The following is a 21,666-nucleotide window of genomic DNA, read 5'->3' as shown; positions in this document are numbered from 1 at the left end:
GGATGCGTGCAGTCGGATCTCGTGGCGATCCTCCGTGACATCGGAGACGGCGCCGGTGTCGACCCCGAGCGCATCCGCTCCGCCGCGGGCGACGACGCCGCCACTGCCGATGCGCTCGTCGAGCTCGCACGCCGCATGGACGCTCTCCGCCAGCGCAGCGCCGAGCTGCGGGTGATGATGTCGTCGACCCGGGAGCTGCTCGAGCAGCCCGACGCCGACCTGATGCTGCAGCGCATCGTCGATCGGGCTCACGAGCTGATCGACGGCGACGTCGCGTACCTCTCGGTGTACGACCCCGAGCACGACCAGCTGCGGGTGCGAGCCGCGAGCGGCACGATCTCGTCGCGGTTCCTCGACATGGTCGTTCCGGCGGGGATCGGCCTGGCGAGCAGGGCCGTGCGCACCCGGCATCCGCAGTGGGTGGAGGACTACGCGTCGTTCACCTCGGTGCCCCACGATCCGATCATCGACGCCATCGTGCACGAGGAGCAGCTGCGCTCGATGCTCGGCGCTCCCCTCGTGGTGAAGGGCGAGGTGCTCGGCGTGCTGTTCACCGCCAGTCGCGATGCGCGGGGGTTCCGCCCCGACGAGATCTCGCTGCTCTCGGCGTTCGCGGGGCACGCCGCGCTCGTGCTGCACCTCGCGCGCCTTCTCGCGCAGGCGGCGGATGCGACGGCGGAGGCCGCGTTCCGGCAGCGGCAGGCGGAGTGGGCGGCGGGGCTGCATGCCGAGCTCACCCAGCTCGCGGTGACCGGGCACGATGCCGATGCCATCGCCGCCGTGCTCTCCGGCGCGCTGGGCAGACGGGTGACGTTCGTCGAGGGGCAGGACGCAGCGGATGCTGCGGGAGCGGCGTTCCCCGATACCGGCACTCCGGATGCCGAGCGCGGCCGCAGCATCGTGATCGAGAGCGGACCCGTCGAGCTCGTCGCGCCGGTCATCGACGCGACCGAGAGGCCCGGCGCACTGCTCGTCGAGCGGGGCGCGACCGCTCTCACCGAGGTCGAGAGGCGCACGGTCGAGCGCTCGGCTCTCACTGCGGCTCTCGTGCTGCTGCGCAGGGACGCGCTGAGAGACGCCGAGGAGCAGGTGCGCGGCGAGCTGGCCCTCGAGCTGCTGGCCGACGCGGCCAGGCGGGAGCCGGCGCTGCTGCGCGCGGCGGCACGGGGACTTTCGACCGAGAGCCCGTGGACCACCCTCGCGGTCGGCTGCGCCCCCGAGCTGCGTCCTCGTCTGCTGTCACGGCTGCGGATGCAGCGCGACTGGCTCGTCGCGGCCGACGGCGACGGCCTCGCCGTGCTCGCGCCGGCCCCGGCGCGGGAGACGCTGCAGAGGCTGCGCGAGGCGGCGTCGGGAGAGCTGGGTCTCATCGTCGTCGCGGGCGGGTCGACGCTGGCCGACGCGGCTGATGCCGCCTCCGGCGCGTGGCAGGCGTCTCGGCTCGCGCGCGGCCTCGGCGTCGTCGAGGGCGAGATGGATGCCGCGGTGCTGGCTCCCTATGCGCTGCTGTTCGGTGACGACGGCGCGAGGCTCGCGCGGTTCGCCGAGAGCATGCTCGAGCCCGTCGTCCGCTGGGATGCCGGCAAGGGCACCGCGCTGTTCGACACCCTCGTGGCGCTGTGCGATGCGCACTGGTCGTCGGCCTCGGCGGCTCGTGCACTGCATGTGCATGTGAACACGCTCAAGCAGCGCACGGCCCGGCTGCACGCTCTTCTCGGATCGGCTCTCGCCCCCGGCGAGGCGAGGTTCCGGCTCGAGATGGCCGTGCGCATCGAGAAAGCGCGCCGAGAACTCGACCAGACATAGTCGATGCGAGAACAGTGTGCGGATCGGACCTGTGCGGTTCGCTCGGCACCTGGTTGGCTGTCGATCTGGCGGAGGCTGACCCGATGGCCGCCGCCAGACCCGGCAGCGGCGCCCACCGGCGGCTGCGCCGGCCACAACGGAAGGACGACGACGTGGCCACGACATCCCGCCTCAGCGGACTGCGCAATCTCAGCATCGCCGAACGGCGCTCGGCTGTCGCCGACGCTCTCGGAGCACACGCGGACGCGCTGGCCGCGCTCGACCCGGCCTCCGGTGCCGGCCTGACGATGGATCAGGCCGACCGCATGGTCGAGAACGTGATCGGCCAGATCGGCATCCCGGTCGGGGTCGCCACCAACCTCATCGTCAACGGACGCGAGGTGCTCGTGCCGATGGCCACCGAGGAGCCGTCCGTCGTCGCCGCGGCGTCGAACATCGCCCGCATGGCGCGCGAGCTCGGCGGCATCCGCACCACGTCGTCCGAGCCGATCATGCAGGCCCAGGTGCAGCTGCTCGAGGTCGCCGACCCGCACGGCGCCCGCGCCCGCATCCTCGAGCGCAAGGCAGAGGTGCTCGCGCTCGCCGACGCCCAGGACCCGAAGCTCGTCGAGATCGGCGGAGGGGCGCGCGACCTCATCGTGCGCACCGTGCACGGCCTGCTCGACGACCACCTCGTCGTGCACCTCGTGGTCGATGTGGGCGACGCGATGGGCGCGAACGCGGTCAACACCATGGCGGAGGCCGTGGCGCCCCTGCTCGCCGAGATCGCCGGCGGCCGCCCGCTGCTGCGCATCCTCACCAACCTCGCCGACCTGCGACTGACCCGCGCTCGTCTCGTCATCCGTCCCGAAGAGCTCGGGGGCGCCGAGATCGTCGCCAACATGATCGCCGGAGCCGCACTGGCGTACGACGACCCGTACCGCGCTGCCACGCACAACAAGGGCATCATGAACGGCATCTCCGCCGTCGTGCTCGCCACCGGCAACGACACCCGCGCCGTCGAGGCGGGGGCGCACTCCTACGCGGCCCGCGACGGACAGTACCGGGCGCTCTCGCGCTTCGAGCAGGACGCCGACGGCAACCTCGTCGCCACGCTCGAGCTCCCCATGGCCGTCGGCCTCGTCGGCGGGGCGACGAAGTCGCACCCCACCGCGCGTGCCGCCGTGGCCATGACCGAGGTCAGCACTGCCGCCGAACTCGGCGAGATCGTGTGCGCCGTCGGCCTCGCGCAGAACGTCGCGGCCGTGCGCGCGCTCGCCGCCGAGGGCATCCAGCGGGGCCACATGGGCCTGCACGCCCGCAACGTCGCGGTCGCGGCGGGAGCGAGCGCCGACGAGATCGACGCGGTCGCGGCCGCGCTCGTGCAGCGGGGCGCCGTTCGCGCCGACGTGGCCGAGACGGTGCTCGCCGAACTGCGAGCATCACGATGACCAGCACGCGCGAGCTCGGGCTGCCCACCGCGGTGCCGACCGCCTCGATCGCCGCCGACAGCGTCGAGATCTGGGAGGTCGGTCCTCGTGACGGCCTGCAGGCCGAGCAGACGCTGCTCGACGTCGACACCAAGGTCGAGCTGATCCGGCGCCTCGCGAAGGCAGGGGCCCGCGTCATCGAGACCGGCAGCTTCGTGCGCGCCGACCGGGTGCCGCAGATGGCGGACTCGGCAGAGGTGCTCGCGCGGGTCGGCGACCTCGCGGCATCCGGCATCCGCACCCCCGTGCTCGTTCCCAACGTGCGCGGCTACGAACTCGCCCGTGCGGCCGGCGCCGACGACGTCGCGGTGTTCCTCAGCGTGACCGAGTCGTTCTCGCAGCAGAACCTGGGCGCCTCGCGCGAGCGCATGGAGCAGGCGGTCACCGAGGTCGTCGCCCGCGCGCAGGCCGACGGCGTGCGCGTGCGCGGGTACCTGTCGATGGTCTTCGGCGACCCGTGGGAGGGCGCGGTCGACACGGCCGACGTCGTGCGACTGGCGACCGCGATGCGCGAGTGGGGCATCGAGCAGCTCTCGCTGGGCGACACGATCGGCGTCGCCACTCCCGGTCAGGTCCGAGGCGTCGTGCGCGCGCTGACCGCAGAGGGCATCCCCATCGAGGCCATCGCCCTGCACATGCACGACACGTACGGCATGGCCGTCGCCAACGTCTACGCGGGGCTGGAAGAGGGCGTGCGCGTCTTCGACGCCGCCGCCGGCGGAGTCGGCGGATGCCCGTTCGCCCGCTCGGCGACAGGCAACCTGGCCACCGACGATCTCGTCTGGATGCTCGAAGGCCTCGGCATCCGCACCGGCATCGATCTCGATGCACTCACCGACACGAGCATCTGGCTCACCAGCGCGCTGGGAAAGACCCCGGCATCCCGAGTCGCAACGGCGCTGACCCGATAGAGAGGAACCTTCCGTGCAAGAGCAGAAGCTGCTGGAGGTGTGGGGCGATACGGTCGACGGCCGTCATCTGCTCGGCGCCATCGGCCTGGGCGTCGGCATCGCCGTGCCCGTGTACCTGATCGCCGAATGGGGCTTCGGCCAGCTGACCGGAGGCGACGCGCTCGGCCGCTCGTACGCCCTGGTCACCGGCCTCGCCGCCTGCGTGATCGCCGCCGTCGTCGCGGCCAACATCTTCACGCCGAAGCGCATCGTCACGATCGGCGAGGCGCCCAGCGGTTCGCGCGAAGAGGCGATGGATGCCATCGAGGCCGAGCTCGGCCCGCTCGGCGACCCCGACGAGCTGCCCGCCGCGGCGCTCGCCGAGGTCAAGGAGCTGGGTCTCTACGACGACCTCGTGGCCCAGCACCGCAAGAACGAGCGCATCGCGGCGCAAGGCGGTGAGCGCTGATGGAGGCATTCCTCGAACCCACGATGTGGGCGCTCGGCATGGCGCTGATCGGCACCGTCGTCTTCGCCCTCATCGGCCTCGTCTCGGGCACCGATGAGACGGCGACGATCGCACCGCTGACGCTGCTCGTCATCCTGCTCGGCGTTCCGCCCGCAGGCGTGTTCGCGTTCTTCATGGCGGCCATCGCGGCCAAGCACATCACGCATGCGATCCCGACGACGCTGCTCGGCATCCCCGGCGACACCATGGCGGCGCCGCTGCTGCGCGACGCGCAGATGCTGCGAGAGCTGGGCGTGCCGCACATCGCGCTGCGCAAGGCCATCTCGGGCGGCGCCGTCGCCGCCCTGATCGCCGTGCCGATGGCGGTGTTCTTCGCCTGGCTGCTCACGCCGTTCTCCGCCGCCATCAGCGCCGTCGCCCCCTGGCTGTTCCTCGCCGCCGCACTGCTCATCGCGGTGCTGTCGAAGGGCCGCTGGGCCGCGCTGTTCGCGCTGGTGCCGTTCGTGCTCATCGTCGTCGGACTGCAGAACTTCGCCGTGGGTGCGCTGGGCAAGGGCCTGTCGATCAGCTTCTTCCTCGGCATCGCGATCGGGCCGCTCATCGCCGACCTGTTCCTCGCGGCGAGCCCGGCGGGCAGGGCGACGCTGGTGCGAGATGCGCCGCGGTCGTTCGAGCTCGCCGCCGATGTGCGCACCTGGAAGGGACGCATGCCCAACCCGGTCGGCGTTCTGGATCGCACCCAGCTCGCGGGCACCGCCGGCGCGGCGGTGGTCTCGAGCGCGACGTTCGTGTTCTCGCCCGTGGCGATGACCGTGCTCATGGGCGAGCTGTTCGGCGGCCGCATCAAGAACGGCTACCGCCGGCTCACGACGATGATGGCGGTCAAGAACGGCACCACCGAGTCGACCTACATCGCCGAGACGCTGATCCCGCTCATCGCGATCGGCCTGCCGCTGTCGCCGATGGCAGCGGGCCCCGCGAACCCGCTGTTCAACGCCCCACCGGTCTACACGATCGACGCCGAGGCGGGCACGAGCAACAACCTGCACGACCTGCTCGACCCGTGGCAGTTCCTCGTGTTCGGCCTGGCGGCTGTGGTCATCGCGCTGCTCATCACGTACCCGTTCGCGATGACGCAGGCGCACCGCGCGGCGTCGTGGATCATGAAGAAGGTGTCGCACGAGGCCATCATCGGCGCCTTCGCCGGCCTGATCGCCGTCATCTGCCTGTACGAAGGCGGCATCGTGGCGCTGCTCGTCGCGATCACGATCGGTCTCGTCGGTGGACTGCTGAACAAGCTGTTCCACATGCACACGGGCGTGCAGTTCATGGGCTACTACGTGGCAGCCCTGACCGTGCCCGCGCTCACCGCGCTCTTCGCCTGAGCGAACGCCACCGGGCCCCGCGTCGTCTCCGACGGCGCGGGGCCCGGTGCATGCACGGGCCGCGCCATCGGCCGCGGTCAGCCCTGGCGGCGCACCATCTCGGCGATCCACGCCGGGGCGAACGGCGAGGTGCAGTTCGGCGGCACCGGGTAGTCGGCGAGCACGTGCAGCCGCTCGCCGATCTCGACCGCGCGGTCGCGCAGCGCCGGATGGTGGATGCCGATGTGCGCCAGCGTCTCGTTCATCGCCCACTGCTCGCGTGACGGCGCATCGCGCAGCTCGCGCTCGATGCGGTCGAGCAGGGCATCCAGATCCAGGCCCTCGGGCTTCTTCTGCACCCGCATCGAGGTCAGCGACCATCCGGCGGCGCGGGCATCGGCATCCGCATCCGCCATCCAGCGCGATCGCAGCTCTTCAGCGAGGGGCGACTTCTTCGCGATGTAGTTCACCAGCCAGTCGTGCGCCTTCGCGCTTCTCGTCGAGCGCAGCATCGCGTCGATCTCGTCGGCCGGCAGCTCGCGGGGCTTCGCGACGAGCAGCGCGACCAGCTGAGCGGCCACCTCGTCCGTCGCCCAGAGCGAGCGGGCCAGATCCGTCGACATCCCCGCGCTCTTGGCCACGGCGCGCAGCTTCGACAGGTTCACGCCATGAGGGTCTCCGTGCCGTTCGTTCACGGCCCTGGCCTTCGGGTCCTCCAGTGCCTCCAGCGCGGAGCGGATCTCGTCGACGGTCGAGTTCGGCATCCCCAGATCGTACTGGGCCGCCCGCGAGCCCGAATGGAGTCTGGGAAAACCCTGTGACATCCTCGGAAGGCACCGATGCGGCGAGATCCGCCGCGGAAAGGACGAGTGATGACCGATCAGATCTTCACCTACGTCGCACTCGGGCTGTACTTCGCGGGCATGCTGCTCATCGGCTACCTCGCGTTCCGCCGCACCGACGACCACGAGGACTACATGCTCGGCGGGCGGAACCTGCCGCCGTGGGTCGCAGCCATCAGCGCAGGAGCGGCAGACATGTCGGGCTGGCTCGTGATGGGTCTGCCAGGAGCCATCTACCTGAGCGGACTCATCGAGGCCTGGATCGCGATCGGTCTGACCATCGGCGCCTACCTCAACTGGCTGCTCGTCGCGCCGCGGCTGCGCGCCTACACCGAGGTGTCGCGCAACTCGATCACCATCCCCAGCTTCTTCGAGAACCGCCTTCGCGACACCAGCCGCATGCTGCGGATCGTCTCGGGTCTGATCATCCTGATCTTCTTCACCCTCTACATCTCGTCGGGAATGGTCGCCGCCGGCGTCTTCTTCGAGAGCGCGTTCAACGGCGACTATCTCGTCGGCATGCTTCTCGTCGGCGGCATCACGCTGCTGTACACGCTCTTCGGCGGGTTCCTCGGCGCATCGCTCACCGACGTCGTGCAGGGGCTCATGATGGTCGTCGCACTGATCGTCGTGCCGGTCGCCGCGGTGATCGCCATCGGCGGCTTCGGCGAGACCGGCACCCTGATCGCCGAGAACGCCGGCGAGGGGCACCTCTCGCTGCTGGGCGGCGGCGCGGTCACCGGCGGCACGTTCCTCGCGATCGTCTCGGCGCTGGCGTGGGGTCTCGGCTACTTCGGTCAGCCGCACATCATCGTGCGCTTCATGGCCCTGCGCTCGCCGCAGGAGGCGAAGAGCGCCCGCCGCATCGGCATCTCGTGGATGGTGCTGTCGATGTTCGGAGCCGTGATCTCGGGCCTCGTCGGCATCGCGTACATGGCCAAGCAGGGCATCGAGCTCGACAACCCCGAGACCGTGGTGCTGCTGATGTCGCAGACGCTGATGCATCCGTTCGTCGCCGGTCTGATCCTCGCGGCCGTGCTCGCCGCGATCATGAGCACGGTCTCGAGCCAGCTCGTCGTGTGCTCGTCGGCGCTGGTCGAAGACCTGTACAAGGTCGCGCAGCGCACCCCGCCGTCGCAGAAGCGCCTCGTGCTGATGGGCCGTATGGCGGTGCTCGTCGTCGCGATCATCGCGATCGTGCTGGCGATCACGCCGAACGACTCGATCCTCGGACTCGTCTCGTTCGCGTGGGCCGGTTTCGGCGCCGCGTTCGGGCCGATCATCATCCTCAGCCTGTTCTGGCGCAAGCTCACCAACTGGGGCGCGCTGGCCGGCATGTTCGTGGGTGCCGCCACCGTGTTCATCTGGAAGGCCCTCGACACCGGGCTCTACGAGCTGCTGCCCGCGTTCGTGCTGGCAGGCATCGCGGCGATCGTCGTGAGCCTGCTCACCTACCGTCACAACGAGGAGATCCAGCAGGAGTTCACCGAGACCGGGACGATGCTGACGCTGCCGCGTCCGCACGCCGTCGGCGACACTCCCTGACGCGCGGCGTCGCTGACACGAAGAGGGCACCGGTCGATGACCGGGGCCCTCTTCGTCTGCATGCACGACGCTACTGGATGCTGTTTGCGTTCTCACCCGGATCAACGTGCCACCGCGGAATGTTCCGAAATGCAGTTGTTTTCGCAAACATCATCTGGAATCATCGTGACCGTCGCCAGCCGATTCAAAGGAGAACGAGCGAATGAGAAACCAACGACGGTGGACGGGGGTGGGCCTCACCTGCGCAGTCGTGGCGGCCGGCCTCTCGGCCTTCACCGCAGCCCCCGCCATGGGCGCCGATTCCGACATCGTGCTGCGCACCGGCGCGCTCGAGGTGCGGGCGTCGAGCGCCTTCCCCCAGGTCGTGCAGTACGTCGATCGCGCCAGCGGTGCGGTCATGCGCGGCAACGACACCGCCCTCACGAGCATCGAGATCAACGGTGCCGCGCAGCCCGTGACCGTCGCGCACACGCAGATCGACAAGAGCACCGTCGAGTACGTCATCACGCCCACCGCGCTCGAGGGCGTCACGCTCACCGCCCGCCTCAGCGTCGCCAAGAACGTCGTCACGCTGAAGTTCACCGAGATCGACGACCCGGACGAGAAGATCACGACCCTGCGCATCCCGGGTCAGAACCTCGTCACCGTCTCATCGGCAGACGCAGGATCCGCGGTCGCCGCGGCCAACCTGTCGGTCGACCGCGCCGTGTCGGGCGACACCTTCATCCCCGTCACCGCAGCCACCCCGCTCGACGCCAAGCCGGTCTCGTCGAACACGATCATCGCGAACACCGGCCAGCTCGCCGCGGCATTCACCACCAACGCGCTCTACGACTCGTCGAGCGGCCCCGCGAACAAGGACGGCGGCAACTTCTGGCGTCAGGCCGTCAACGACGGCGAGAACGTCGAGGTCGGCATCTCGAGCGGCCAGTGGCTGTACCGCCCGGCGGCGTCGCCGAAGACCGACCGCACGCAGACCGAGGATCTGCCCTGGGTGAAGGTCGCCATCACCCCGGATGCCAATGCCGACGGCTACGTCGACTGGCAGGACGGCGCGATCGCGCTGCGTGACCTGCGGGTGGGCCCCTACAAGGGCGAGCAGACGCCCGACAACGTCATCACGCACATCCCGTTCAACTTCGCCTCGCAGGCCACCCACCCCTTCCTCCGCACGCTCGACGACGTCAAGCGCATCTCGCTCAACACCGACGGCCTCGGGCAGGTCGCCATGCTCAAGGGCTACACGAGCGAGGGCCACGACTCGGCGAACACCGACTACGGCGACAACTTCAACGACCGCGCCGGCGGGCTCGACGAGCTCAACGCGGCCCTCGAGGCGGGCGAGAAGTGGAACGCCTCGTTCGGCGTGCACATCAACGCCACCGAGATCTACCCCGAGGCCAACTCGTTCAGCGACGAGATCATGGACCCGAAGGCGCCGGGTTGGAACTGGCTCGACCAGTCGTACTACATGGACCAGCGCTACGACATCCTCTCCGGCCAGCTCGATGAGCGCATCGGAGAGCTCGCCGACGCGACCCACGACAACCTCGACTTCGTCTACGTCGACGTCTACTACCAGTACGGCTGGCTGGCGAAGTCGATCCAGGACTCCCTCATCGATCACGGCTTCCGGGTCGGCTCGGAGTGGGCCGACAAGCTCCCGGCCAACAACACCTGGTCGCACTGGGCGAACGACGAGAAGTACGGCGGTTCGACCAACAAGGGCATCAACTCCCAGATCCTGAGGTTCGTGAACAACACCGAGGCGGACGTCTGGAACCCCGACGCGCGTCTCGGCACCAGCCACATCATCGAGTTCGAGGGCTGGACCGGACAGAACGACTTCAACGGCTTCCTGAAGAACGTGTGGACGGCCAACGTGCCGGCCAAGTTCCTGCAGCATCACGAGATCACCCGCTGGACCGACGAGGCGATCGACCTCGAGGGCGATGTACGGGTCACGGGCACGACAGCCGCGAACCGCTCGATCACCGTGGGCGGCGACGAGGTGCTGCGCGGCGGCACCTACCTGCTGCCGTGGTCGTCGAAGGACGGCGGCAAGATCGACAAGCTGTACCACTACAACCCGGCGGGCGGCTCGACCACCTGGAACCTCACCGATCAGTTCGCAGGCAGCGCGTCGCTGCAGCTGTTCTCGCTCGGAGACGGCGGTCGCACGAAGGTCGCCGACGTCCCCGTCGTGAACGGCGCCGTCACGATCGACGCGAAGGCCGGACAGCCGTACGTGCTGGTCGCGGGCAAGAAGGCGGATGCCGGAAGCCGACTGCCCGGCAAGACCCGCTTCGGTCAGGGAACCCCGGTCGTCGACCCCGGCTTCAACGAGACGACGCTCGGCGCCTGGAGCCCGAAGGGCGCCGTGACGATCGAGCGGGACTCGCTCGGACGCCGGTCGGCCCTGTTCGGCGCCGGCCAGGCATCCGTTCAGCAGCGCCTCGGCGAGCTCGCTGCGGGCGAGTACACCGCGAGCGCGTGGGTCGGCGTCGACAAGGGCAAGACCCGCCCGACCACCCTGAGCGTCTCGGTGCCCGGTGGCAAGAGCGCGAGCGTCGGCATCGACTCGTCGAACGCGGTGAACTACATGGCGTCCGACGAGTGGAACGGCAGCACCCTGCAGCGCCTCAAGGTGCACTTCTCGGTGGCGGCCGACGGCATCCGCCCGACCCTCTCGATCGCGACCGGCGACGGCGACGCCGCGGTGCGCATCGACGACGTGCGCATCATCGAGTCCGCGGCTCCGAAGCTCGGCGGCGATGTGATCGCCCGCGAGGACTTCGAAGACGTGGATGCCGGCTGGGGGCCCTTCTACAAGGGCAACGCGGGCGGCACCACCGACCCGCGCACCCACATCGCCAAGCGCAACGGCTTCACCCAGAAGGGCTGGAACGGTCGCAAGATCGACAACATCCTGAACGGCGACTGGTCGCTGATGGCGCACGACGAGAACTCCGGTCTCGTCTACCGCACCACCGAGTACTCGGTGCCGTTCGAGGCCGGGCACCGCTACCGCGTGTCGTTCGACCACCAGTCGACCAAGGCCGGCGAGTACGCCTGGGTGACGGGCTACGACTCGACGACCGGGCCGCGGGTGACGCAGCGCACGGGCCTCGGCGAGGTGCACGAGACGACCCGATTCGAGCAGATCATCGATGCGAGCCCGTGCGGCGACACGTTCGTCGGACTCGAGCGCACCGGTGACGGGGCGTCCGACCTCATCGTCGACGACTTCCTCGTCGAGGATCTCGGGGCGTCCGAGGCGATCCCCGCCTGCGCGCAGATCGCCGGTGAACTCGACGTCGACGTGATCGAGCAGGGCAAGGCCGTGCCGTTCACCACGACGTTCACCTCCGATGAGAGCGCGCCGATCTCGGACGTGACCGTCTCGCTCGACCTGCCCGACGGCTGGACCGCCGAGGCGGTCACGCCGGCGACGGCTGAGAGCATCGCAGCCAAGGGCAAGCTCGTCACCGAGTGGCGCATCACGGCACCCGGCGACGCCGACGGCTCGTACGACATCGGCGTGACGGCGACCTACACCACGACGGTCGACCCGATCGGCCCGCGCACCGTCAGCGGCACGACCACGGTCAAGACGCTGCCGGCGCCGCCGACCACCACGGTGTTCGCGAGCGATCACGACTGGGTCAGCGCCACCAACGGCTGGGGCCCCGTCGAGCGCGACATGTCGAACGGCGAGCAGGGGCTCGGCGACGGCAAGCCGCTGACTCTGAACGGAGTGACGTACGCGAAGGGCCTCGGTGCTCACGCGCCGAGCAGCATCAGGTACTTCCTCGGCGGCTACTGCACGGCGTTCACCGCGAAGGTCGGCATCGACGACGCGCAGCCCACCCGCGGTTCGGTCGTGTTCTCGGTGAAGGTCGACGGCCGCACGGTGGTCACCTCGCCGGCGATGAAGGCGACCTCCGCGACGTTCGACCTGTCGGCCGACATCACCGGCGGGCAGTACGTCGAGCTGGTGGCGGGCGACGCGGGCGACGGCAACGGCAACGACCACGCCGACTGGGCCGACGCCACCTTCGAGTGCGGCGACGCGTCGAACCCCGGCGGGGGAACCGGCGGCGGCACGGGCACGGCCCCCAAGGGAACCGTGTACGTCAGCGACCTGCCCTTCGTCAGCGAGGCGAACGGCTGGGGTCCGGTCGAGCGCGACATGTCGAACGGCGAGGACGCCTCGGGCGACGGCTCGCCGCTCACCATCGGCGGGGTGACGTTCGCGAAGGGCCTCGGCACGCACGCCGACTCGTCGGTGAAGGTCTACCTCGGCGGCCAGTGCAGCACGTTCACCGCCAGCGTCGGGCTCGACGACTCGAAGGACGAGAAGGGCGAGGGAGACGTGATCTTCCGCGTGCTGGGTGACGGCGACGTGCTGAAGGACACCGGCTCGATCACCTGGGCCGACCCCGCGAAGGCGATCTCGGTCGACGTCACCGGCGTCGAGGTGCTCGAGCTGGCGGTCGACACCAACGGCCCGAACTACCGCGACCACGCGGACTGGGCCGACGCGAAGCTGGTCTGCGCGTCGTAGGCGCCTGAGGGGGCGGATGCCCGGCATCCGCCCCCTCGCCCCCTCGTCCCCTCGTCCCCGTCCCCTCGTCCCCCGGTGAGAAACCACTCTCTGCGTGGGAAACCACGTGAGGCGTGGTTTCTCACGCGAGATGTGGTTTCTCAGCGGCGGGCGGGGCGGGCGCGGGGCGGCGGCGGGGGAGGGGGTCAGCCGCGCGGTGGAGCCGTGGATGCCCGGACCACCAGCTCGGGGTGCAGGTCGGAGACCTCGTCGGCGTCGGTGCCCTCGATGTGCGCGATGAGCCGCAGGGCCGCTGCCCGTCCCATCTCCTCGAAGGGCTGCCGCACGGTGGTGAGTGCGGGGGAGGCGTACGCGGCGAGGGCGATGTCGTCGACGCTGACGACCGACACGTCCTCGGGAACGCGGCGACCGGCCTCGTGCAGGGCGCGGATCAGCCCGAAGGCCATCTCGTCGCTCGCGACGAACACCGCGGTGGCGTCGGGGATCGCGGCGATCGTGCGGCCGGCGCGATAGCCCGACTCGGGCGTCCATTCACCGGGGATCACGGGCGGGGGCACGATGTCGCGCTCTCGCAGCGCCTGCTCCCACGCCTCGCGGCGGTGCCGCCCCTCGATCCAGTACTCGTCGCCGCCGACATGCCAGACCGTGCGGTGGCCGAGGTCGAGCAGGTGCTCGACCGCGAGGCGTCCGATCGCGTGCTGGTCGACGAGCAGCGGAGCGTCTGGTTGCAGCGAGGCGACCTCGCTGCGCGTCGACGGGGTGCGCTCGGTGCGCGCGCGCATCGCGGGGCTGTCGAGCTCGACGGGCACGCCGAGCACGATGCCCTCTGCGCCCTGGCGCTCGAGGCGATCGAACGCCTCGATGAATGCCGAGCTCGACGAGTGGTCTGCCACCGATGCGGTGGTCACGGTGTAGCCGTTCGCCGCCGCCGCCTTCTCGACGCCGGCTCCGAGCGCTGCAGAGGAGTAGCGATCGGTCGAGACGACGATCATGCCGAGGATGCGGGTGCGCCCGGATGCCAGCGACGCGGCCGCCGCATGGATGCGGTAGCCGAGGGTCTCGATCGCCGCGTGCACCCGCTGGGCCGTGTCCGGGCGCACGTTCGGGTGGCCCGAGAGCACGCGTGAGACGGTCTGCGCGCTGACCCCGGCGACCCGCGCGACATCGATCTGATTCGGGGCGCGATCGGGGCCCTGACGACGCGGTGACATGCGGCAATGGTAACGGTATCCCCGCGGAATCCCGGCAATCTCAGCCCGGGCATGTGCGGTAATGTGATCGCAAACATCCCTGGTTGTCGGCAGTGATCGGAACACGCATGTCCTCAGCATCCCCCTCTCTCACCTGGCGCGACGGCGAGATCCTCCGCGACGGCGAGCCGCATCGCATCCTGTCGGGAGCGGTGCACTACTTCCGCATCCACCCCGACCAGTGGGAAGACCGGCTGCGGCGCCTCGCGGCGATGGGCGCGAACACCGTCGACACCTACATCCCGTGGAACTTCCACGAGCGCGTCGAGGGCGACATCGACTTCACCGGATGGCGCGACGTCGCGCGCTTCATCCGCCTCGCGGGCGAGGTGGGGCTCGACGTGTACGTGCGCCCCAGCCCGTACATCTGCGCCGAGTGGTCGAACGGCGGCATCCCGTTCTGGCTCTCCGCCCGCACCTCGGCCCTGCGCACCGGCGATCCCGTGTTCACCGACGCCGTGGATCGCTGGTTCGACGCGCTGATCCCGCAGCTGGTGCCGCTGCAGGCGGCGCACGGCGGCCCCATCCGTCTCATCCAGGTCGAGAACGAGTACGGCTCGTTCGGGTCGGACGCCGCCTATCTCGCGCATCAGCGGGATGCTCTGCTCTCGCGCGGCATGGTCGAGCTGCTCACCACCGCCGACGGCACCATGGCCGACATGGTGCTGAACGGCAGCATCCCGGGCGTGATGGGCACCTTCACGTTCGGAACCGGCGTGCAGGAGGCCGTCGCGCTGCGCCGCGACGACCACCACCTGATGTGCAGCGAGCTCTGGGGCGGCTGGTTCGACCACTGGGGCGAGAAGCACCACGTGCGATCGGCCGACAGCATGATCTCGACCGTGCGCGAGCTGCTCGACGCCGGCGGATCCGTCAGCATCTACATGGCGCACGGCGGCACGAACTTCGGGCTCTGGGCCGGCGCCAACCATGACGGCACGCACATCCAGCCGACCATCACCTCGTACGACTCCGACGCCCCGATCGGCGAAGACGGCTCCGTGAACGACAAGTTCGCCGCCCTCCGCGATGCGTTCGCTCCGTTCCATCCGGCAGAGCTGCCGCCGGTTCCTGATTCCCCTGAGCACCAGCCCGCGGCATCCGCCCCTCTCGTGCCGACCGCCTCGCTGCTCGACGTCGTGCGCGCGCAGCCGGTCGCCGCGACCGCGGCGCAGCCGCTCACCTTCGAGCGGCTCGGCGCCGAGGACGGCCTCGTCGCCTACGAGGCGGAGCTGTCGTTCCCGCCTGCGTCGACGCTGTCGATCCTGGGGCTGCGCGACCGCGCGGTGCTGTACGTCGACGACGAGCGCGTGGGGGTCATGGAGCACGATGGCGAGCACACCGTCTCGCTGCCCGCCGAGGGCGGCGTCGGCCGGCTGACGATCGTGGTCGAGAGCCTGGGTCGCATCAACTACGGCCCGCTGACCGGCGAGCACAAGGGCATCCTGCGAGGCGTCGTGCTCAACGGCCGCCGCTACGTGCACGGCTGGCAGCACCGCGTGCTGCCGCTCGACGCCCCGCTGACCGCGGCCGGCGCGGCCGGGCAGGATGGGCTCGCCGTGGCATCCCTCGCCGTCTCGCGCCCGGCCGACGCCTGGCTCGCGCTGCCGGGTTCTGCGAAGAGCCTGGTCTGGCTCAACGGCTTCCTGCTCGGACGCCTGTGGGAGAGAGGACCGCAGGTCACGCTCTACGCGCCCGGTCCGCTGTGGCGCGAGGGAGAGAACGAGATCGTCGTGCTCGACACCGACCGTCTCGGCGCGACGGTCGAGATCCGCGAGGCAGCCGAGTACGGCCAGATCGAGGAGTTCATCGGGTCGTGATCTGAGGTGCCCGACCGCCGCATATAGGGATTTGTCCCGATGCAGCTCCACCCCCTCAGCGAGGAGTGTAGGGCTGCACGGAAAGAGGAGATCCCATGTACGAGCACCCCTATCTCACCTACCAGGCCAGCGCCGTCGAGACCGAGCGTCTCGCGCAGGCGGCGGAGCGCCGCCGCATCATCGCCGAGAACCCCTCGCGCGTCGTCGCCCGCGACGGCTTCGTGACGCGGATGCTGCGCCGGGCGCTGTCCGCGCGGATGCGCCGCGCCGAGGCCTCGTGCCCCGCGGGCGCCCGCTGCGTCGCCGCTGAAGCGTGACGCCCATCGCCGCAGCCCCTCCTGTCGGCGGCCGGTGGCACGATGAGAGCATGTCCCTCATCGTGCCGACCGCCGACATGGTGGGCCGTGACGCCGAACTGGCCGCGCTGGGCGCTGCCCTTCAGCGGGCCGTGGGCGGCGAGGCGGCAGCCGTGCTCGTCGCGGGCGAGGCCGGCATCGGCAAATCGCGCCTGCTGCGCGAGTTCCGCGAGCAGACGGCCGATGCCGCGCTCGTGCTGACCGGGTGGTGCCTCGACTACGGATCGACCCCGGCGCCCTACGCCCCGCTGCCCGCCATCCTCCGGGGGGCGCTCGCCGCGCTCGGCGACTCCGCGGCCGAGGCCGCCGGTCCCGCGCGCGCCGCACTCCGCATCCTCCTGCCCGAGCTGGGCGACGTCGCACTCGATCGCGCCGCCGGACCGGAGGTGCTGCGCGAGGCGCTGGCAAACGTGCTCGAGGCGGCTGCGACCAGGCATCCGCTCGTCGTCGTCGTCGAAGACCTGCACTGGGCCGACGACGCGACGCTGTCGACTCTGTCGTTCCTGCTGCGCGCCCTTGCCGGCAGCCGCATCCTGTTCGTGCTCACCTGCCGGGTCGACGAGGTCCGCCGCGGCGGCGCCGTGCGCACCTTCCTGGTCGAGGCCGATCGCGCCCGGCTGCTCGAGCGCATCACGCTCGCCCGGCTCGATGCGGTGCACGTGCGGGCGATGCTCGAAGGGCTGAAGGGCCCCGCCGACGACGCCGCGTTCGCCAGGCTGATGGAGAGATCCGAGGGCGTGCCGTTCTTCGTCGAAGAGCTCTCGTGCAGCGCGGCGGGTCCGCTGCCCGAGTCGCTGCGCGACGTGCTGCTCGTGCGCTTCGACGCGCTCGGCGACGACGCGCGCCGCGTCGTGCGCACCGTCTCGGCCGCCGACGACACCGTCGACCACGAGCTTCTCAGCACTCTCGTCGGGCTCGGCGACGAGAGCCTCGACGCCGCCATCCGCGAGGCCGTCAGCGCCGCGGTGCTCTCTGTGGGCGACGAGGGCTACGGCTTCCGGCATGCGCTGCTCCGCGAGGCCGTGCACGACGATCTGCTGCCGGGTGAGCGCGCTCGCCTGCACCGTGCGTACGCCGAGGCCCTCGACGCGCGGGGCGAACGCTGCAACGAGGCGGCGCTCGCGTTCCACTGGCATCAGGCGCACGATGCGCGGCGCGCGCTGGTGGCCGCCATCGCCGCGATGGATCGCGCCAAGCGCAGCTACGCCTTCTCGACCGCCGCGCAGTACGGCGAGCTGGCGTCGGAGCTGTGGGAGCAGGTGCCAGACGCCGCCGACGCGACCGGCATGACCCGGCTCACGCTGCTGTCGCGGCTCGCATCGATCCTGCGCAACGCCGGGTTCGACGAGCGGGCGCTCACCGTCGTCGACCTCGCGATGGCTGAGGTCGACGACGACACGCCGACCGAGGTGCGCGTGCGGCTGCTGCGCGATCGCGCGCTCTACCTGCAGAACCTCGCCCGGCCGGGCGCCGTCGCCCTGCTGCGTGAGGCGCTGGCGCTGATGGACGGCGTCGACGACGCCCCGCTGCGGGCGACGCTGCTGAACGTGCTGGCCGGCCGGCTGATGGTCGAGGGGGCGCTGAGCGAGGCGATCGACGCCGCCGATGAGGCGCTGCGTCTCGGAAGAGAGGCCGGGCTCGATGCCGTGGTCTCGGTCGCCGCGAACGTCCTCGGCGCGTCTCACCTGCACCTCAGCGGCGCGGAGGAGTCGATGCGGTTCTACGCGATCTCGCGCGAGCACGCGCGCGAGCACAACGCGGTGCTGCGCTATTCGGTGAACTACTCCGACTCGCTGGCGACGCTCGGCCGGTTCCACGACGCGGTCGACGCGTCCGAGGCCGGCATCGAGCAGGCACGGCAGGTGGGCGTGCAGCGCACGACCGGGTCGATCCTGACTCAGAACCTCGTCGAGCCGCTGCTCGAGCTCGGCCGCATCGAGCGCGTCGAAGAGCTGCTCGCGAAGGACTCGGTGGTGCGCACCTATCGCATCTTCCGCGTGTACACGACGGCATCGCGCATACGGGCGCTGGTCTGGCGCGGCCGCATCGACGAGGCGGCGTCGCTGCTCGAGGAGTGGCGGCCGGTCATGCAGACCGCCGCGACCACCGAGCGCCAGGTCTGGTACGCGCTCGTCGACATCGAGATGACGCTCGCGATCGGGTCGGGGCGGATGCCCGACGCCGCCACCACGCTGCTGCGCATGATCGACGATGACGGGCCGCATCTCGCGCACGAGGCCCGCCGGCTGCTCGATGGAGGGCTGATCGTCGCCGGGCTGCGCGTCGCCGGTGCGCGAGAGCGGGCGGCCGAGGTCTGCGCACGTGTGCAGGAGGCGTGGCAGCCGCATCGTGCTCTCCGGCCCGAGTGGTCGGCGATGCTCGACGCGCTGCTCGACGGCTCGTCGGATGCGCTGCGCTCGGCCCTCGCGTCCGCAGACCTCCCCGATGGGCCTGCGGTCTTCGCGGCCGCACTGCGCCTGGAGCTCGCGAGGGCGCTGGTCGCCGAGCGTGGGGATCGGGCGGAGGCGGCTGCGTCTCTCGCCGATGCCGCCGCGATCGCCGATCGCATCGGCCACGCACGCCTGCAGGGCGAGACCGCCGCATTCGCCGAGGCGAGCAGGCTGGGCGCGGCACCGGCGCGCGGCGACGGCACCGAGCTCACCGACCGCGAGCGCCAGGTGCTCGATCTGCTGGCCGAGGGGCTGAGCAACCGGCAGATCGCCGACCGGCTGTTCATCAGCATCAAGACGGTGAGCGTGCATGTGTCGGCGGTGCTGCGCAAGCTCGGCGTCTCGTCGCGCACCGAGGCCGCTGCACAGCATCGCGTCGGCCCTGCCGATATATTGCATGGGTAGAGTAGGGGCACGCTGGGGAGCGGAAGGGATGCTGTGAACCGCTTTTTTCAGCGGACGGTCGGACTCGTCGTCATCGTCGTGGTGCTCGCCGCGGCTGCGCTGCTCTGGTGGGGCATCGCGGTCACCGATCCGCCTCAGCTCTGGCATCCGGTAGAGGTCTCGCTCGCCGGAATCTGGCGGCTGTTCTACAGCGCCGACCTGCCCAACGTCGGCGTCATGGCTGTCGCGCTGGCGCTCGCTCTGCTGTTCGTCGCGTTCGTCGTGATCAGCGAGCGCGTGGTCGCATCCCGGTACCGGCGAGCGGGCGCAGAGGTCACCGAGCTGCCGCTCGCCCCGAGGGTCGTCATGGCGCGCACGCGGGGCGTCTTCGCGGGCGAGGTCACCGTCACCGTGCTCATCCCCGCACACAACGAAGAGGCGTCGCTGCCCCACACGCTCACCTCGCTGCAGCAGCAGACCAGACCCCCGCAGCGCGTGATCGTCGTCGCCGACAACTGCACCGACGGCACGGTCGAGGTCGCCAGGCAGCACGGGGCCGATGTGTTCGAGACCGTGGGCAACACGCACAAGAAGGGCGGTGCTCTCAACCAGGCGCTCGCCGACCTGCTGCCCACCCTGGGTGACAACGACACCGTCATGGTGATGGACGCCGACAGTCAGATCGGCGACGGCTTCCTCGCCGCGGCCGCTCGCCGCTTCGCCGATGACCGCGCGCTCATGGCCGTCGGCGGGCTCTTCGAGGGCGAAGAGGGCCACGGGCTGATCGGCCAGTTCCAGCGCAACGAGTACATCCGCTATCAGCGAGAGATCCGCCGCCGTCGCGGCCGGGTGTTCGTGCTCACCGGCACGGCGTCGGTGTTCCGCGCGGTGGCACTGCGCGAGGTCGCCGCGGCCCGCGGAGAGCATCTGCCCGGCATCCCCGGCGAGGTGTACGACACTCTCGCCCTCACCGAGGACAACGAGCTGACGATCGCGATCAAGTCGCTGGGCGGTCTCACGATCTCCCCGTCGGAGTGCAGCGTGATCACCGAGCTGATGCCCAGCTGGCGGATGCTGTGGGCGCAGCGTCTGCGCTGGCAGCGCGGTGCCCTCGAGAATCTGGGCGCCTACGGCGTCACCCCGCAGACCATGCGCTACTGGGCGCAGCAGATCGGCATCGGCTACGGCGTGCTCGCCCTGTTCGCCTACTTCGGCCTGCTGCTGATCATGATCCTCGCGATGGACACCTGGGTGTGGTTCCCGTTCTGGATCATCATCGGACTGCTGTTCGCCGTCGAACGGGTGGTGACCGCGTGGAAGGGCGGCTGGCGGGCTCGGATCGTCGCGGCGCTCGTCTTCCCCGAGCTCGTCTACGACTGCTTCCTCAACCTCGCCTTCCTGCGCGGGGTGTTCGAGATCGCCTTCGGGCGCAGCGCGACGTGGAAGCACGTCGACCACACGACCAAGACGGGGGCGCGTTCGTGATCCGCACCGGCATCCTGCTGCCTGAATCGATCCTCTACGGCGACTGGTTCGGCGTGCTCGCCACCTTCGTGGCGATCAACACGCTCATCTACGTCGTGCTCGGCCTCATCAAGGTGCTGCCCCAGTGGCAGCGTCGCGGCCACACGGGTGCGAGCCGGCGGTCAGAGACCCGAAGCATCTACCCCGACGCGCCGCTGTAGATCGTCGAGCATCTCGGCGACCCGGTCGACGGCGGTCGGTCTGCCCAGGTGGTACCCCTGCGCCAGGTCGGCGCCGAGCTCGCGCACGGCGTCGAGCTGAGCGGCATCCTCCACGCCCTCCACAAGCGTGCGGGCTTCCACATCGCGGGCCGCCTGGAGGATGCGGGCGAGCTGATCCCTGCCGTCGGCCTCGGTCAGAGACCGCCAGAACAGCGCACGGTCGATCTTCACGATGTCGGGGTGAAGATCGCGGATGCGCTTCTCGTCGGCGAAGCCGGCTCCGGCGTCATCGATGAGCAGGAACCCGCCGAGCTGGTCGACCTGGTCGCGCACGGCCAGGCATTCGCTGGGCTCAGCGCCCTCGAACAGCTCCAGGCCCCACGAGCGGTCGACGCGGCGCAGCACCTCGGCGAGCTCGGGGAACGACATGGTGCGGCCCGAGGCGTTGAGGGTCACGAAGCCTTCGGCCGGGAGAGAGGCCGCGGCATCGACCGCCGCCTCGATCAGCTGCAGCTCGAGGTGCTCGCGGCGCCCTTCCTCCTCGGCCACGCGCAGGTGCTCGAGCGGCGAGACGCCGTCGTCGAATCGCGCGAGAGCCTCGAAGCCGACCACGTGCATCCGCTGCACATCGATGATCGGCTGGAAGTGGGCTTGCGCATTGGCAGTGGAAGACATCAGACTCCGGTCTAAGCGGTATACCAGTGTATTGGTCAGGGTAGCCTGACGACGAGGGGGACTTGGCGCTGGCGGCGAAAGGGGATGGACAGTC

General features: G+C 70.3%; 15 protein-coding genes. 12 read left to right on the top strand and 3 right to left on the bottom strand.

Annotated elements, in window-relative coordinates; genetic code table 11:
* The first annotated feature begins 6 nt into the window (after window positions 1–6).
* From AB0N59_RS02950 to AB0N59_RS02930, 5 genes are all read left to right on the top strand, one after another.
* The gene (locus AB0N59_RS02950; RefSeq protein WP_363478472.1) at window positions 7–1,806 is read left to right on the top strand and encodes a GAF domain-containing protein; all 1,800 of its coding nucleotides are present in this window, start codon (window positions 7–9) and stop codon (window positions 1,804–1,806) included.
* A gap of 152 nt (window positions 1,807–1,958) precedes the next feature.
* Entirely contained in the window at window positions 1,959–3,236 is a 1,278-nt protein-coding gene (locus tag AB0N59_RS02945) for a hydroxymethylglutaryl-CoA reductase, degradative (RefSeq protein WP_363478469.1), read from the top strand.
* Window positions 3,233–4,186 carry a hydroxymethylglutaryl-CoA lyase gene (locus AB0N59_RS02940; protein WP_363478466.1) on the top strand — a complete coding sequence of 318 codons (954 nt, stop codon included), beginning with the start codon at window positions 3,233–3,235 and terminating at the stop codon, window positions 4,184–4,186. Before AB0N59_RS02945 ends, AB0N59_RS02940 begins: the two co-directional genes overlap by 4 nt.
* Window positions 4,187–4,199: 13 nt before the next feature.
* Complete coding sequence (locus AB0N59_RS02935) at window positions 4,200–4,634, top strand: hypothetical protein (protein WP_363478463.1); 435 nt, start codon at window positions 4,200–4,202, stop codon at window positions 4,632–4,634.
* A complete protein-coding gene (locus AB0N59_RS02930) occupies window positions 4,634–6,019 on the top strand; it encodes a tripartite tricarboxylate transporter permease (protein ID WP_363478460.1) in 1,386 nt (461 codons plus the stop codon). The genes AB0N59_RS02935 and AB0N59_RS02930 overlap by 1 nt, the downstream gene beginning before the upstream one ends.
* 77 nt (window positions 6,020–6,096) lie before the next feature.
* Here AB0N59_RS02930 and AB0N59_RS02925 read toward each other — a convergent pair whose 3' ends face one another.
* Window positions 6,097–6,762, bottom strand: a complete 666-nt coding sequence (locus AB0N59_RS02925; RefSeq protein WP_363478457.1) for a DNA alkylation repair protein — start codon at window positions 6,760–6,762, stop codon at window positions 6,097–6,099.
* A gap of 108 nt (window positions 6,763–6,870) precedes the next feature.
* Between AB0N59_RS02925 and putP the strand changes: the two genes are divergently transcribed.
* A complete protein-coding gene (putP, locus tag AB0N59_RS02920; protein WP_363478454.1) occupies window positions 6,871–8,385 on the top strand; it encodes a sodium/proline symporter PutP in 1,515 nt (504 codons plus the stop codon).
* 202 nt (window positions 8,386–8,587) lie between these two features.
* Window positions 8,588–12,952 (top strand): endo-alpha-N-acetylgalactosaminidase family protein, encoded by a 4,365-nt coding sequence (locus AB0N59_RS02915; protein WP_363478451.1) that lies wholly within the window; start codon window positions 8,588–8,590, stop codon window positions 12,950–12,952.
* Window positions 12,953–13,137: 185 nt separating this feature from the next.
* On the opposite strand, the gene AB0N59_RS02910 is transcribed toward AB0N59_RS02915, so the two are convergent.
* Window positions 13,138–14,163: a LacI family DNA-binding transcriptional regulator gene (locus AB0N59_RS02910; protein ID WP_363478448.1), complete on the bottom strand. Its 1,026-nt coding sequence runs from the start codon at window positions 14,161–14,163 to the stop codon at window positions 13,138–13,140.
* 107 nt (window positions 14,164–14,270) lie between these two features.
* Between AB0N59_RS02910 and AB0N59_RS02905 the strand changes: the two genes are divergently transcribed.
* The 5 genes from AB0N59_RS02905 to AB0N59_RS02885 all read left to right on the top strand — a co-directional run bounded on the left by AB0N59_RS02905 (window position 14,271) and on the right by AB0N59_RS02885 (window position 20,897).
* A complete protein-coding gene (locus AB0N59_RS02905) occupies window positions 14,271–16,022 on the top strand; it encodes a beta-galactosidase family protein (protein ID WP_363478445.1) in 1,752 nt (583 codons plus the stop codon).
* A 95-nt stretch (window positions 16,023–16,117) separates the two neighbouring features.
* Window positions 16,118–16,339 (top strand): hypothetical protein, encoded by a 222-nt coding sequence (locus tag AB0N59_RS02900; RefSeq protein ID WP_363478442.1) that lies wholly within the window; start codon window positions 16,118–16,120, stop codon window positions 16,337–16,339.
* A 50-nt stretch (window positions 16,340–16,389) separates the two neighbouring features.
* The gene (locus AB0N59_RS02895; RefSeq protein WP_363478439.1) at window positions 16,390–19,233 is read left to right on the top strand and encodes an AAA family ATPase; all 2,844 of its coding nucleotides are present in this window, start codon (window positions 16,390–16,392) and stop codon (window positions 19,231–19,233) included.
* Window positions 19,234–19,266: 33 nt separating this feature from the next.
* Complete coding sequence (locus AB0N59_RS02890; RefSeq protein WP_363478436.1) at window positions 19,267–20,697, top strand: glycosyltransferase family 2 protein; 1,431 nt, start codon at window positions 19,267–19,269, stop codon at window positions 20,695–20,697.
* Window positions 20,694–20,897: a hypothetical protein gene (locus AB0N59_RS02885; RefSeq protein ID WP_338041562.1), complete on the top strand. Its 204-nt coding sequence runs from the start codon at window positions 20,694–20,696 to the stop codon at window positions 20,895–20,897. Before AB0N59_RS02890 ends, AB0N59_RS02885 begins: the two co-directional genes overlap by 4 nt.
* Here AB0N59_RS02885 and AB0N59_RS02880 read toward each other — a convergent pair.
* Window positions 20,859–21,572, bottom strand: coding sequence for an EAL domain-containing protein (locus AB0N59_RS02880; protein WP_363478432.1), 714 nt, complete (start codon window positions 21,570–21,572; stop codon window positions 20,859–20,861). The genes AB0N59_RS02885 and AB0N59_RS02880 overlap by 39 nt on opposite strands.
* Between the last annotated feature and the right edge of the window lie 94 nt (window positions 21,573–21,666).

It is taken from the genome of Microbacterium sp. NPDC089321, assembly GCF_040684935.1.
Classification (GTDB): domain Bacteria; phylum Actinomycetota; class Actinomycetes; order Actinomycetales; family Microbacteriaceae; genus Microbacterium.
This window is presented reverse-complemented; position numbering and strand designations above follow the sequence as displayed.